General features: G+C 42.7%; 13 protein-coding genes. 4 read left to right on the top strand and 9 right to left on the bottom strand.

Features of this window, described 5'->3' with window-relative positions; genetic code table 11:
- Positions 1 to 206: 206 nt before the first annotated feature.
- The 5 genes from gshB to ACT3RN_RS05935 form a co-directional block, all read right to left on the bottom strand.
- Positions 207 to 1178, bottom strand: a complete 972-nt coding sequence (gene gshB, locus ACT3RN_RS05915; protein WP_192991974.1) for a glutathione synthase — start codon at positions 1176 to 1178, stop codon at positions 207 to 209.
- 52 nt (positions 1179 to 1230) lie between these two features.
- Positions 1231 to 1941, bottom strand: coding sequence for an orotate phosphoribosyltransferase (gene pyrE / locus ACT3RN_RS05920; RefSeq protein ID WP_192991975.1), 711 nt, complete (start codon positions 1939 to 1941; stop codon positions 1231 to 1233).
- Positions 1942 to 2018: 77 nt separating this feature from the next.
- A complete protein-coding gene (locus tag ACT3RN_RS05925; RefSeq protein ID WP_192519517.1) occupies positions 2019 to 3014 on the bottom strand; it encodes a hypothetical protein in 996 nt (331 codons plus the stop codon).
- 167 nt (positions 3015 to 3181) lie between these two features.
- Positions 3182 to 4021, bottom strand: coding sequence for an SDR family oxidoreductase (locus ACT3RN_RS05930; RefSeq protein ID WP_192519518.1), 840 nt, complete (start codon positions 4019 to 4021; stop codon positions 3182 to 3184).
- Between the two features lie 108 nt (positions 4022 to 4129).
- On the bottom strand, positions 4130 to 6244 hold the full coding sequence (locus tag ACT3RN_RS05935; RefSeq protein ID WP_192991976.1) for an Lnb N-terminal periplasmic domain-containing protein: 2115 nt from the start codon (positions 6242 to 6244) through the stop codon (positions 4130 to 4132).
- A gap of 279 nt (positions 6245 to 6523) precedes the next feature.
- On the opposite strand from ACT3RN_RS05935, the gene ampD reads away from it, so the two are divergent.
- The 3 genes from ampD (at position 6524) to ACT3RN_RS05950 (ending at position 9441) form a co-directional block, all read left to right on the top strand.
- Entirely contained in the window at positions 6524 to 7123 is a 600-nt protein-coding gene (gene ampD / locus ACT3RN_RS05940; RefSeq protein WP_192519520.1) for a 1,6-anhydro-N-acetylmuramyl-L-alanine amidase AmpD, read from the top strand.
- Positions 7124 to 7228: 105 nt separating this feature from the next.
- Positions 7229 to 8779, top strand: a complete 1551-nt coding sequence (gene murJ, locus ACT3RN_RS05945) for a murein biosynthesis integral membrane protein MurJ (protein ID WP_192519521.1) — start codon at positions 7229 to 7231, stop codon at positions 8777 to 8779.
- A gap of 116 nt (positions 8780 to 8895) precedes the next feature.
- Positions 8896 to 9441: a hypothetical protein gene (locus ACT3RN_RS05950; protein ID WP_192519522.1), complete on the top strand. Its 546-nt coding sequence runs from the start codon at positions 8896 to 8898 to the stop codon at positions 9439 to 9441.
- 63 nt (positions 9442 to 9504) lie between these two features.
- On the opposite strand, the gene ACT3RN_RS05955 is transcribed toward ACT3RN_RS05950, so the two are convergent.
- The gene (locus ACT3RN_RS05955) at positions 9505 to 10104 is read right to left on the bottom strand and encodes a GNAT family N-acetyltransferase (RefSeq protein WP_192519523.1); all 600 of its coding nucleotides are present in this window, start codon (positions 10102 to 10104) and stop codon (positions 9505 to 9507) included.
- Between the two features lie 265 nt (positions 10105 to 10369).
- Between ACT3RN_RS05955 and ribF the strand changes: the two genes are divergently transcribed.
- The gene (gene ribF, locus ACT3RN_RS05960) at positions 10370 to 11413 is read left to right on the top strand and encodes a bifunctional riboflavin kinase/FAD synthetase (protein ID WP_192519524.1); all 1044 of its coding nucleotides are present in this window, start codon (positions 10370 to 10372) and stop codon (positions 11411 to 11413) included.
- Between the two features lie 77 nt (positions 11414 to 11490).
- Here ribF and ACT3RN_RS05965 read toward each other — a convergent pair whose 3' ends face one another.
- The 3 genes from ACT3RN_RS05965 to ACT3RN_RS05975 form a co-directional block, all read right to left on the bottom strand.
- The gene (locus ACT3RN_RS05965; RefSeq protein ID WP_192519525.1) at positions 11491 to 11730 is read right to left on the bottom strand and encodes a DUF2789 domain-containing protein; all 240 of its coding nucleotides are present in this window, start codon (positions 11728 to 11730) and stop codon (positions 11491 to 11493) included.
- A gap of 191 nt (positions 11731 to 11921) precedes the next feature.
- Positions 11922 to 12911, bottom strand: a complete 990-nt coding sequence (locus ACT3RN_RS05970; protein WP_192519526.1) for a malate dehydrogenase — start codon at positions 12909 to 12911, stop codon at positions 11922 to 11924.
- A 222-nt stretch (positions 12912 to 13133) separates the two neighbouring features.
- Complete coding sequence (locus ACT3RN_RS05975) at positions 13134 to 13973, bottom strand: hypothetical protein (RefSeq protein WP_225739187.1); 840 nt, start codon at positions 13971 to 13973, stop codon at positions 13134 to 13136.
- Positions 13974 to 14280 lie beyond the last annotated feature (307 nt).

Here is a 14280-nt window from a genome sequence, read left to right on the forward strand (position 1 = left end):
AATATAGTATTTTATTCATTATCAATAACAAAAATCCAAGTCGTGAGTAACCGCGACTTGGCTTTGATAAACATGGTGAGACAATGATAAAGTCGCTCTTATTTATAGCGTATCAATACAACATACTAGCACAACCATTTTTTACCATTGTTCAGATACCTTAAAAATAAATCACTCTATTATTGCTAGAGCCAGCACTCAGTTGCTCAAATGACCAATTTATTTTCAATAGCAATGATAAAGTCGGTTGCAATATCTGTACCGCACTGATCATCAATCTCGCGTACACAGGTCGGACTAGTGACATTAATCTCAGTGATACGGCCACCGATTAGGTCCAAACCAACGAACATTAGACCTTTTTCCTTAACGATCGGTGCAACCACTTCAGCTACTTGGCGCTCAACGTCCGTTAACGGCATAGCCACACCGCGACCACCAGCAGCCAGATTACCTCGGGTTTCGCCTTTGCTCGGAATACGAGCCAACGAATAGTCCACTACTACCCCATCGACAATGAGTACACGCTTGTCACCATCTTTGATTTCTGGTAGATAACGCTGTGCCATGATGGGTAATGTTTCAAGCTCTGTGAGCATCTCAAGCGTGGCACCAATATTGGGACTATCAGCAGTTAAACGAAAAATCCCTGTGCCGCCCATACCATCTAACGGTTTGACGATAACGTCTTGCTGCTCAGTGATGAACTTGCGAATATGTGCTTGTTTGCTGGTCACAATCGTTGGGCTCATATAGTTGCTAAACCAAGTGGCAAACAGTTTCTCATTACAGTCACGAATCGCTTGTGGATCATTGACCACTAATACGCCTGCAGCTTTGGCATGATCGAGCATATAGGTCGTATAGATAAAACGCATATCAAACGGTGGATCTTTACGCATCAAGATCACGTCATAGTCGCCCACTGGCCCTGTTGCTTTATCGCCCAATGTATAAAAATCTGTAGGATCACGCTTCACTGTAAGCGGCTGTGTATCAACCATCAACTGACCACGGTCCAACCACAAGTCATGAATCTGACAGTAACCAAGCTGATGTCCGCGATCTTGAGCGGCCCACATCATGGCTAGGCTGGTGTCTTTTTTATAGTTAACCTGCTCAATAGGATCCATAATGACGAGTATATTTAGCGATTTTTCTTGTTTTGGTTGGCTCATGATAAGACTCACTTACGTTATATTGTTAATATGAAACGAACTCAGTGCCCAACTATACGCCGTACTGCTCACGATAGTGCTGCATTTTTGCCAGCTGGGTCGCATCTTTATATTGACTATTGTCATCTGCTAAATAACTGATTAAATCATCAATATCGACAAGTGCACGTACTGGCACTTCTAATGTTGAGGCCAGCTCTTGAATGGCAGAATGATCGCTTTGGCCTTTTTCTTTACGATCAAGCGCAACGATAATACCTGCAACGCTCGCACCCGCTTGTTCTAAAATCTCAACGACTTCACGCATTGCCGTGCCAGCTGTAATGACATCATCAAGCACCCAAACCGCTTTGCCACTGACATCAGCACCTACCAAATTACCACCTTCGCCATGGGTTTTGGCCTCTTTGCGGTTATAACCCCATTTAGCATTGATACCATGATGCAACCACAATGCTTGTGCCGTTGCAGCCACAAAAGGAATGCCTTTGTACGCAGCACCAAAGATGACCAACTCTTGCACATCTGCGCCGTTATTTGCCTCAGCCACTTGCGCTGCCAATGCATCAGCATAGCCACGTGCTAATAACGATAACATCTCACCGCTAGCAAGCAAACCGGCATTAAAAAAATACGGACTGATACGACCAGACTTGAGGACAAACTCACCAAATTTGAGAACTTGATTGTCTAAAGCCAATTGAATAAATTGATGAGAGGAGAAAGAAGGGTTTTGAGCGTTAGGTACTGAAACATTAAGCATAGAGAGGTTCCTATTGACAAAAATAAGGGCAAAAAACTGGCAGTATTGTACGCATTATTAGTCAGCTTGACCAACCATTAACTTAACCAGCCATTGATATCGTAGTCTTGCATATTGGGATAACGAGTCAGCAAACCGCTGCGTGATGAGAGGTTAAAGTAACATTGTCCGTCATGACTCACTTGTATCTCCCAGCCCAAATGATAAGCAGCAACAATAATATGTCCTGAAAAAACTCGTATCTGACGATACACATGACGCTGTGATGGCTCACAAATCACCTGACTGAGCAGGTAGCTGCGTATATGCTGACAAATTTGCGCCGCACTATAGCTGTGGTTGATGCTTTTACGCGTACTACATTGTTTTAAAACATGCAAAGCAGCACTACACGCCATGATATCAGTAGCCAGACTACCCTTGCCTGTCTCAAACTGCTGCGGCTGCAAAATCACTTGCCAATCATCTGCATAAAGACTATTTAGTAGCTCATCGGGATTATAACGTTTGGTCAATGCACGTAGCGATGCGCCGTTATTTTCGACATTAGTATTATTCAGCTCAGAATTTGATGAACTATCAACAAGTGAAAAACCATAACGCTGCAGCTTTGGATAAGCATGAAGCGCTTTCTGAATATCTGACATATCTAACAATATCATGTCAGTTAGAGGTACTAATAATGGCTGCTCGCTATGATTATGATAAAAACTGTCTGGAAACTCAGCCAAATTAGCGGCACGCAGCAGCGACAAGTGATCCCTCAAGTCTTCTGAAGCAATCAATGCCCATTTAGATAAATTGTCTTTGTTACGCTGAGAAAAACGCGCCGCATTACCGTATAACCGGCGGAGCTGACCATTAAGACGACGTGTAGGCTCTGGAATATCAGTCAAAGGCCTTGCAGGGTCAAGTGGTGATTGCTTTGGATCAAAGTTAGGGTGCACGATAGCTGGTCGCTTACTATCAGAAAAAATAGGCGATTGCTCAGCGTTGCCTTCTGCAAGCTTACCGCCTACCGCCGTCATATCAGTAGTAGCTAAGCGATTATCAGAAGTAGAAGGCTGGGTCATGAAATCTCCATAGATTACGAAATATAAAACAAATAAGGCAAATCAGGTCCAACGGTCATCTTATACCATCCACAAAATTTGGAGTAGCGAGAAACATAAGCGCTAGTACCACACATTGTCATCTAAACAAGCTTGGACACGATGATGCTTACTTTTTTGGTATAGCATTATGCTTGATGACGCAAAATATCACGGTAACCTACTTGCCAATCAGGATAATCCAGCCAAGCTAATGGAATATTGCTATGCAAGCGTTTTCCCGTAACTGCTGTTTTTTCATCGTCAATCATAGGTGATGTCTCACCTACTTGTTGACTTAACCAAACGCCTAACTCCAATGTGGTGACGGGCGCATAGTCAGTGGCTAAATAGATTGGTTGTGGCACCTCTATCGTCATTACTTTTGCAATAATATTAATCAAATCACGATCCATGATTCGGTTGCTCCAATGTGCCTCAGCCACTGGCTCTTTATGTTTCTCTTTGGCTTTACGTAGGCGCATTAAGCGTGCTCGGCCATAAATACCACTAGGACGAATAATAATGGCTTTATGACCAAATCCTTGTTGCAATGCTTGTTCCGCTTGCAATATCACTCTTGAGGCTTCACGCTCAGGAGTAAGTGGCTTAGTATCTACATCGATCCACTCGCCATCATTTTGTCCATAAACACCTGTTGAGGAGATAAAAACAACACGCGACAGATTGGGCAGCTGAGGTTCAAGCGTTGCCAAATGCTGACAAATAGCAAGGTAGCTATCGTGATAACCGCTGGCCGAATACTCATCAGGAGTCACAATAATGGCAATATGAGTGAAGTCTTGCAACTGCTGACTGGTCAAACTCAACGCATCCTCTTGCATAAACTGTACTGTGTCATCTAGCTCATAATTATACCGTTCACCACGAGCCAGTCCTGTGACATTCAAACCGTCCTGTGCAAGCTTATTGGTAACTGGCAAACCAATATCACCTTGACCTATAATCAGTAAATTTTGCTTACCCATCATATACCCCTTATTTAGCAAAACGTCTGATGATAATACCAATAGTCACACTCAAAAAATACTAGACCCTGTCCTCATTTTGAAAACCATTATAAAAGCCACTAAACTCTAAAAATAACGCCTATATGACAGCTGTATGTCTTCATTGGCATCGATACGATCTTGCCACTCATAGTTAGCCTTCATGCGTAGCGCCTGTTTTTGATCGATATCGTATTGTAGACCCACTGTCGAAATCGGCTGCCAATAATGACCACGGACGTCAGACGTATCGCTATTGCCATGATACCAATATGGCAGTTGCAATTCAGCCTGCGCACGTAATTGATTGTTAATCTGATAGTGACAACCTGCATTCACACCTGCGCCGATACGAACGCCTTTACTAATACCGCGACCTGCCTGCGTCGTCCCTGATAAAAAAGCATAGCACAACTGCGGTGGCATCTCGCCAGTACCCACATTCGGGGTTCCAAAGGCCCAAGACCAGCCCGTCTCGTAGCCAACACTTCCTACTAGATGATCGGTGCCATCTTTCTGTGAGCCGTCATTGACGCGTGTCGCCTCGATACTTGCACCCCACGATTTTCCTGTCTTAGCAGAATTAACGGGATTAAAAGAACGACCGCGAATTAACGTGGCATTTTGCAAGACGATATTTTTTGGCTGATTGTCTTTATCACTGTCCGTGTCATATAGACGTAGGGTCGCAGCCAAGCCTTCTAAATTAAAAAACTGTGGATACCCTGAAGTGGGATCTAGAATGTCATGGAAGCCTGCTCTCACCCCAAGATCAATATAATCGTTATCACCGCGCTGCCCTATAGCAATACGGCTCAGGTTTAAGGAATGACGGTCCACTGGATTATTATCCGACACAGCGATACGCCGCTGCTGCAATGTCTGACCATCGGCTGATATACTTGAGATAGGATCGAGCTGCGCAGATTTAATCTCGTTTATAGTCTGTTCTGCACTATTATGGTAGCCCAGTTGCTTACGCTGCTGCTTGCTCTCATTAAGCTGTGATTGGCGTAAGGTGCTATCTGCTGGCGTGTAAATAGTACTGGCGAGCAAGCCCTCTTTATCAAGTAACTGCACCACATCCGAGGGAACGACGGCATACTGTAATCGACTTAATAAATGCTGCTGCGGGCGCACCACATCAATTAAGCGCAACACTTCAGACGCGCAATTATCTGTGGTGAAGTAATAGGGTAGCTTCAAATCTTTGGTTTCCCAAACGTGCAACATAATTTGCTGCACTTCGCTCGGTGTCAGATCTAGCTGATAGGTCCACGTATCACGCTCATCTCCTTGTAGATAATTAGCGAGCTTTTCAGGATAAGGGTCAATCTCAATAAGGCTATCATAAGCACCGATCACTGACTTGACAGAGTATGCCGGAAAGCTATCCTCAGGATTGCCATCTACCGTATAATTCAGCGCATAAGCATGCTGGATCTGCTTGGGATCGGCCGCGCTTTCTTTTGAGTCGATACGCAGTAGAGTATGAGCAAACGCTGAGAGCGGATTGTCTAAATACTCCTGTGCAAACATAAGAGACAGCTGCTCAGGTGCAATCGTTTGCATCCACTCATCCAGCTCTGGACAATCAACTTGTAGCGCTGGGTCGTCGATATTCAAGGTATCAGTTAGCCATTGTACTCTCGCAGGAAAACGGCACAGTACCGAGTTGCTATTGTTAACAGTCATCGCTGTTTCATTTGCAAGCGCAACGAGCATGGCATCAAGTTCCGCTGCTGAATCGCTGCGACCATTTTTACTTAAGAAAAAATCAGCATCATCAACCATGCTCGTTTGTTTTTTCTTACCAATTAACTTCTTTTGATCATCAAAGAAATACAATAACCGTCGCCAAGTTGTATGCTGTGCTAGATTCTTTGTTTCTGCCTGTTTGCGCCACACAGCTAGCAACGATTGGGTATTACCGTCTTTTTTACCTAGCATCGTTTGTGTACTTTGAACGTTTGCTTCAGCACCATTATATGGTGCGTTATTGCTAGGTGCGGTATCACTATTTATTGTCGTTTGTGGCTTATCTGCCAGCTCCCCTGTGGTAACTAGCAGTTCTGGCGTTGGCAAAAAAGCTTGTGCTTGTATAGAAAATAGCAATCCAGTGATAGCAAATGACAAACAAGCTCGTTGGCAAGTTGCTGTTAAGGTACAATCGACAGATAGAGAAGCGGGCTGTTTAGACATAGGATAAAACCTCAGATGTTATTATTCATACGCCGATTGCGTGATTAAGAATTGGAAAGTAATGCCTGCTGAGTCGTCAAATCAAATAACTTAAAAAGCCATATTCGCTTTAGACCGCTTAAGCATCCACGTCACTTTTGCTATTATTTTATAAAAAAGTGATCACAATAAATCATCTATAGCACATCTATTAGGGCGTGCCTAGAACTGCCTGAGCGATCAGCAGTGCCGACTTGTGAATGATCAACACGCCTTAGTACTATTATAAAAGAGAATATCATGACCACAGCAGCATCAATGACTATCAAAGACGGCTTACTATCTGCAGCCACATGGCTTGCGTCACCAAATAAAAATATGAGACCGACAGATATCAGTATCGACACTATTGTCATTCATAATATTAGCTTGCCACCCAATGATTTTGGCGCATGTAACTCTGATGGCATACCCTATGTAAAGGCGTTGTTTACCAATCAACTGGACTGGAATGCCCATCCTTATTTTAAATCAATCGAAGGGGCGGAAGTTTCAGCGCATCTATTTATTGAGCGCGATGGAACCATTACTCAGTTTGTAAACTTCAACGAACGCGCTTGGCATGCGGGTCGATCAAGCTATTTAGGTCGACCTGAATGTAATAATTATAGCATTGGCATCGAGCTTGAAGGGTCAGATTTTATGCCTTTCACTCAAGAGCAATACGATACGCTAGCACCAGTTATCGCAGCTATATATGATGCTTACCCCAAAACACGTCGTCATGTGACAGGCCATAGCGATATCGCACCAGGCCGCAAAACCGATCCCGGTGATTTTTTTGAATGGCCAAAGCTGCGTGAGATGGTCGCCCATAGCCTAATTGATAGCAAACTCTAAGTTATATTCCACACTCAATCCATTTATCTCGATTATGAAAATGCTATAATTCGTCAATTTTTTGACACCAGTAAGTCAGCAAACAACTTAGCAAAATAGGTTCTCATGGCAAAAAGTCGGTTATTTCGTTCAACTATGGTGGTCAGCAGTATGACCATGTTGTCTCGTATTTTAGGTCTAGTACGCGATATCGTATTGTTGGGTGCCTTTGGCGCTGGTGGTTTGATGGATGCTTTTTTGGTCGCCTTTAAGATACCGAACTTTTTACGCCGGCTGTTTGCAGAAGGTGCCTTCAGTCAGGCCTTCGTCCCTGTACTATCCGAATATAAAGAAAAATATAGCCTACAGCAGGTACAGATTTTAGTTAGCCGCACATCAGGTGCACTATTAATGGCTCTGTCCATGCTGACGGTAGTGGTTATCTTAATTGCACCTTGGGTCGTAACCTTGTTTGCGCCAGGCTTTGCGGATCAACCAGATAAGTTTGCGATTACGACTGAACTGCTGCGTCTGACTTTTCCTTATTTACTGTTCATTTCTATGACCGCTTTTGCGAGTGGCATATTACAAAGCTACGGACGTTTTGCGGCACCAGCGTTTGCCCCTGTGTTATTAAACTTGTGCATGATTGGCGGTGCGCTGATTTTTGCGCCTATGTTTGATACCCCTATCATGGCGCTCGGCTATGCGGTTGCTATCGCAGGTTTGCTCCAGTTTTTGATACAACTGCCGCAGCTATGGCAACAAAAGCTACTAGTTGCACCAAAGATAGACTTTCAGCATGAAGGTGTTCGCCGTATTTTAAAGCTTATGCTACCTGCTATCTTTGGTGTCTCTGTCACGCAGATTAATTTATTGCTCAACACTGTGTTTGCGTCATTAATGATTGGCGGTTCGGTGTCTTGGCTCTATGCTGCAGAGCGTATGAGTGAGTTACCGCTAGGGTTAATCGGGGTGGCGATAGGCACGGTTATCTTGCCAAGCTTGTCGAAAAGCGAGGCTCAAAAAGACGATGTAAGTTTTAAAAAGACCCTTGATTGGGCAGCACGCTTGATTATATTGGTTGGACTTCCAGCAGCAGCTGCCTTGTTTATGCTAGCAGATGTACTTATGCAGTCCTTATTCATGCGTGGTGAATTTACTTTACAGGATTCACAGATGAGTGCGCTGGCGCTACGGAGTATGGCAGGCGGTATCTTAGGGTTTATGTTAATCAAGATATTTGCACCTGCCTTTTTTGCGCGTCAAGACACCAAAACACCGGTGAAAATCGGTATTATTTCCGTGTTTGCCAACATGATTTTTAGTATTATTTTTATCAGTATCTTTTACTTTTTAGAGATACCGCTACATGGTGGTCTAGCATTGGCGACAACTGGTGCCGCATTTGTAAATGCAGGCTTACTGTATTACTTCTTACATAAGCGTGATATCTTCCGCTTTGGTAGCCACTGGAAAAAACTGTTTGCTCAGTTTGTAATGTCTACCAGTGCCATGGTTGGTATGCTTTATGTCATGCTACCCTACTTCCCTACCAATGATGCTCAGTGGAAACGCATAGTAGCTCTACTGATTATGTGTGCAGTAGGCGCGCTGGTTTATGGTGTGGTATTACTGGCCACAGGCTTCCGTCCTCGTCAGCTAAAGCACGGATAGACAGAGATAGAGCAGGTTTTCACTTACCAAACCAAAACAAGCTTGGTATGAGAGTTGACAATATACAATGCAAATAATTGCCATAATAGACAGTTAATCAATATTGAGGCTTAACAATGACTACTAGACAGCTAACCTTCCAACGTTTGCCACTCCTACTTGCCACAGGTCTGCTGAGCACTGGGTTGCTTTTGAGCGGTTGTAGCAAGGATGTAGATGCCGAGACAACAACCGATACCACAGAAACAGCGGATACTAGTAATGACACTGATACTAACAATGAAGCTAAAAGTGAGAGCGAACAAGCAGTTGACGGGACGCCAGATGCCACTGAGCAAAAAAGCCTACTAACCAATGATACCGAAACTGGCACACCAGAAGATACGGTTAAAAAATCACTAGACAGTCTGTATTACGGCGATGCAAAAGAAGCTGCTGGATACTACAAAGTAGACATGGAAAACTTCGCAGAAGAGCTCGCCAAGACCCAATACTCTTTCCAACAAACCGTCGATAGTGTCACCATCATTGATACTCAATACAATGATGATAAAACACGTGCTACCATCACTGGCGAGATATTGTTAAAAGGACAGAGTGAGCCGGCACCCTTGAGCTATGAGTTACAGAAAATAGAAGGACAATGGAAAATTTTAGGGTAAAGCACCACAGTGCCCGTCATTGATAAAATACTATCAATCTACTGTGGCGTTATCTCAGAAGTTTCAGTCTGACGACACAGCCTTACCTAGCATAACCACATCGGCTATAAAGCCCTCCATATCACAAACCTTTGGCATATAACCCCATTGCTCAAAACCAAGCTTACGGAATAGCCCTAAGCTTGGCTGATTATGGGCAAAAATAAGTGCAATGATGTTATGAATATCTAAATCTGCTGCTTGTGTGAGCATCCAGCGTGTCAATGAGCTGCCCAGTCCTTTTCCATGAAAGTCTTGATGCAAATAAATACTAATCTCAGTGCTAATATGGTAAGCCGTACGTGCATAAAGATCACTAAAACTGCCCCATGCCACTATCGGCGAACTCTCAGTCAGGTCATTACTTTCGCCAGTTTTGGTCACTGATCGAACGACATAAATAGGTCGTGTGGCACTATTTATATGTTCGTTAAACCAATCTTCACGTTCTGCACAGGTCACTGTTGCCAGATCAGCTGTTGCTTGTTTACCCGCAATACTCTGATTATAAATCGCCAAAATCTCTGGCAAGTCTTTTTCACTTGCACGCTGTACCGTAAATTTGTCAGTGAGGTTGTATTTAAGCAAGAGAGACGGCACAGCATCGAAGTCAACATCAGACATAAGGGCTCCATATTTATTTGATAGCATGACAGATAAAGGTTTTTAATGGTTTATTTCTAACGATAGCCATCAAAGAAAAGCAAGTATAAACCACCACATTCTTTTAAAATTATGGAACTGACAACGTTATACTTAAATTATGAGTAGACTATAGGATGTTAGTATAGCCATTTTACTTTATAATGACTGATTTTAGACACATCGATTTTTAGTATGGTGTGTTTTTCTTTTTTTATCGGGTCTTATCTATCATAGCTGAAAATTTATGAACACCTATTTTCTTGAGCAACTGATTGCATCGCCAAATATTTTGCCTGCAAATATTAGCCCAGTAGACCTAGCACCCTGTGTGTTGACTATCGGTAACTTTGATGGCGTCCATTTAGGACATCAAGCGATGCTTGCACAAGTCCAAAAAATCGCACAGACAAAAAACCTTGGCTCTGCTGTCATGATATTTGAGCCACAACCTCGTGAATTTTTTGCGCCAGACAAAGCACCTGCACGTTTGACCACTCTCGCTGAAAAACAAGCATTGCTAGCAGAATACGGTGTAGAAACTTTGATAGTGGCAGGATTCGATACAGAATTTCGCTCGCTATCAGCACAAGCCTTTGCAGACATTTTGGCACTGCGTCTAAACGTACAAGCATTAGTGTTGGGCGATGACTTTAAGTTTGGTCATGACCGTACAGGTGATAGCCAGTTTTTACGCAACTATGGCTTAGATGTGACTAATTTACATACGATCACTGACAGTAGTGATGAAGCGGCTCGCATTAGCTCAACTCGTGTGCGTGATTTATTGTTGGCAGGTGATATTCAAGCAGCCAACCGACTACTTGGTCGTGAATATGCAATTACAGGAGTGGTTGTCCGCGGTGATCAGATAGGTCGAACGATAGACTTCCCTACCGCAAATATTGATTTGCAGCGAATAAAGCCTGCTTTACATGGTATTTTTGCAGTCGATGTGGTGAGTCTTGATAATGATGGTAATGTAATAGCGGATGGCTTGACGTTATCTGCCATTAATGGTCAAACGGGTATAGCAGGATTGCGTGCTAATAGTTTATTTGGTACAGCCAATATAGGCACTAGACCCTCTGTAGATAAAAAGCAGAATTGGCGCTTAGAGGTTCATTTCCCAGAGCTACAAGCGGATTTATATGGCTTAACTTTACAAGTCCGATTTTTGCATTACCTGCATGGTGAACGCCGTTATGATGGCTTAGAGGCATTGAAGACTGGTATTCATAATGATGTAAGAGAATTGATCGAGTGGCGAGCCAATCAACCAACTCATTAGAGCAAATATCTACAGCATAAAAAAACCCACAACATAAATATTTGTGGGTTTTTCATAAGATACGATTGCTTTCTTAGCTAGGCATCTGGATGCATACGTACATTTAGCTCATCAATAACTTCTACCCATTCCGCATCTTTTTGCCATTCTTCTTGCAAAAACATACGCTGAGTATCAGTCCAAACACTAGATTCTATCAATTTCTCGTTTTTTGGCAATTGATGCTTTTCGATAAAACTATTAATTGCTTCATCTGAGCTATCAAGTCCTAACTGTTCAAACAACTCATTCATAGTGTATTCAGGTTCGCCTAACATTGTTATTCTCCTTTTTAGTTATCAGTATAAACTCTGGTTTATATTTTGGCTTAACACCTTTATTGTAGCAAGTGGTTTTTCAAACACTGTTATCCAATGTTAATGCTTATGTTAATGTTGTTAAACCATAAAAAAGCCCTCACATTTAAGAGGGCTTTTTTAACTAAAAACGAATAATGCTAGATACTAACTTATGGTAGTAAGTGTGCTACTGCATCACGCTCTTCGCTAAGCTCTTGCTCAGTGACAGCCATTTTCTCTTTTGAGAAATCAGATGACACATCAACGCCGTCTACGATAGACCAGTCGCCGTTCACACAAGTGCATGGGAATGAGTAAATTAAACCTTCAGAGATACCGTATTCACCGTTTGAGTAAACACCCATTGATACCCAATCGTTTTCATCAGTACCAAGTGCCCACGTACGCATGTGTGCGATAGCAGCGTTAGCTGCAGATGCAGCAGATGATGCACCACGTGCTTTAATGATTGCCGCACCGCGTTGTTGTACTTCTGGGATATAAGTACCTTCGTACCAAGTACGATCAACCAAGTCTAATGCTGGTTTGCCATTAACAGTGCAAGCGGTTAGATCAGGATACTGAGTTGATGAATGGTTACCCCAGATGATCATGTTTTTCACGTCATTTACAGTGCTGTCAGTTTTGCCAGCCAACTGTGCCATAGCACGGTTGTGGTCCAAACGAGTCATTGCTGTAAAGTTACGTGGATCAAGATCTGGTGCATTACGTTGAGCGATTAGCGCGTTTGTGTTGGCAGGGTTACCTACAACCAATACTTTAACATCACGGCTTGCTACGTCGTTTAATGCTTTACCTTGCGCTGAGAAAATTGCAGCGTTGGCTTCTAGCAAATCTTTACGTTCCATACCTGGGCCACGAGGGCGAGCACCAACTAACAAAGCGTAATCGATATCTTTGAATGCAACGTTTGCATCATCAGTTTGAACGATGCCCGCTAATAATGGGAATGCACAGTCTTCTAATTCCATAACCACACCCTTTAGGGCGTCAAGTGCTGGAGTGATTTCAAGCAACTGCAAAATAACTGGCTGATCTTTACCTAGCATTTCACCAGAGGCAATACGGAATAGCATCGCATAACTGATGTTACCAGCGGCACCGGTAACGGCAACACGTAAAGGCTGTTTCATTGACATTGAATACTCCCTATTTGATTATTAGATAACTCATGATTCTAATTGATAGTTGTAATTAGTGATTATCATTTTAGATATCGACTTGTTTGCTGCTGATGCTTAATAGCAGCTATAAACCGAGAGCTAGTGTAGCACTTCGTTTACTGAATCGTCTAGCAGCAATATCCACCTTACTCAGCACTATATTGTTACATTTTATACAAATGAATTTATTAAAAATACTCAGCGACCACCTGAAATAATAAATTTACTGCCACAACTATCTACCATGTTATGACAACGACCAAAATCAGCACCGTCATAACAAACATCAATCTCAGTTAATATGGACTGTTTTCGGCTACCTGCTTGACAAATAAGATCAACACTAGCCGATGACATGCCTTTATTAAGGCGTGTCATTTGACTGAGAAATCGCGACTTAGAAACCGTATAACTGTTGCCAGTATTGAGCTCATTCGGTAACTTCAATGCGCCAGCATAGTTAGTGATCTGCCGAAAATAGCTACTAGCACTGAGTGGGCTACACACACCAAACCGCTGCCATACTTGGCTGCGTACAGTGGTGTCAGGCATGATGCGGTTAACAACCTTTAACTGCAATGGTGTCAAACGAGGCTCGCTACCACGACCACAACGCTCACCATACCCCATGTCCAAGCCCGCTACGGTTAATGAGTAGCCTTCAAGACATTGACGCATACGGGCACGTGTTGGCTGCAGGCTACATAATGCTGGTGTCATTTCAATCATCAATACACGCTGCCCACTTTTAGTAGTACTGGCAGCATGGGCTGGTATCAGCACAATACCTTGCAATATCAACAATGCGCCAATGCTTACTGTAGTATTAAGTGTGCCAAAAGTTTTTTTGCCTACTAGGCTGGTATGATATTTATGCAAATTTTTGATGGATTGAATCGATGAATGGATCTTTAACTGACTTAGATATGGCAGCCGTTTAGATAGCGAGTGCATCTGCATCTGAGTAGATGAGTGAGGCCTAACTTTCGATAGCAGATACAGATTGAGATATTTTTTGATCATAAGGGCTGAAGACATCTAGCAGTGATAAAACATGGGCTATCGCTTAGGAGCCAGTATTTGGAACACAAACACTCGTAATACTAAGCATAGAGCTAACAAAGAACATAAATAACGGTTTATAAACATCAATAGAAAACACTGATTAAAGCCATGTTAACAAAACGTTTTTTTTAATCTATAGCAAAAACGTAAACATAAGCTAAGTTCCACTCCTACAGTCAAGAAATAACTTAGCTTAAACTAAAAAGACTGAGCCCTGTGCAATACAGAACCCAGTCCTTGAAGTAAATGTACACTGCCTAAGATTTTGAGGTCATCTCAT

The organism is Psychrobacter sp. AOP5-GZ1-6, assembly GCF_052376345.1.
Taxonomy (GTDB): domain Bacteria; phylum Pseudomonadota; class Gammaproteobacteria; order Pseudomonadales; family Moraxellaceae; genus Psychrobacter.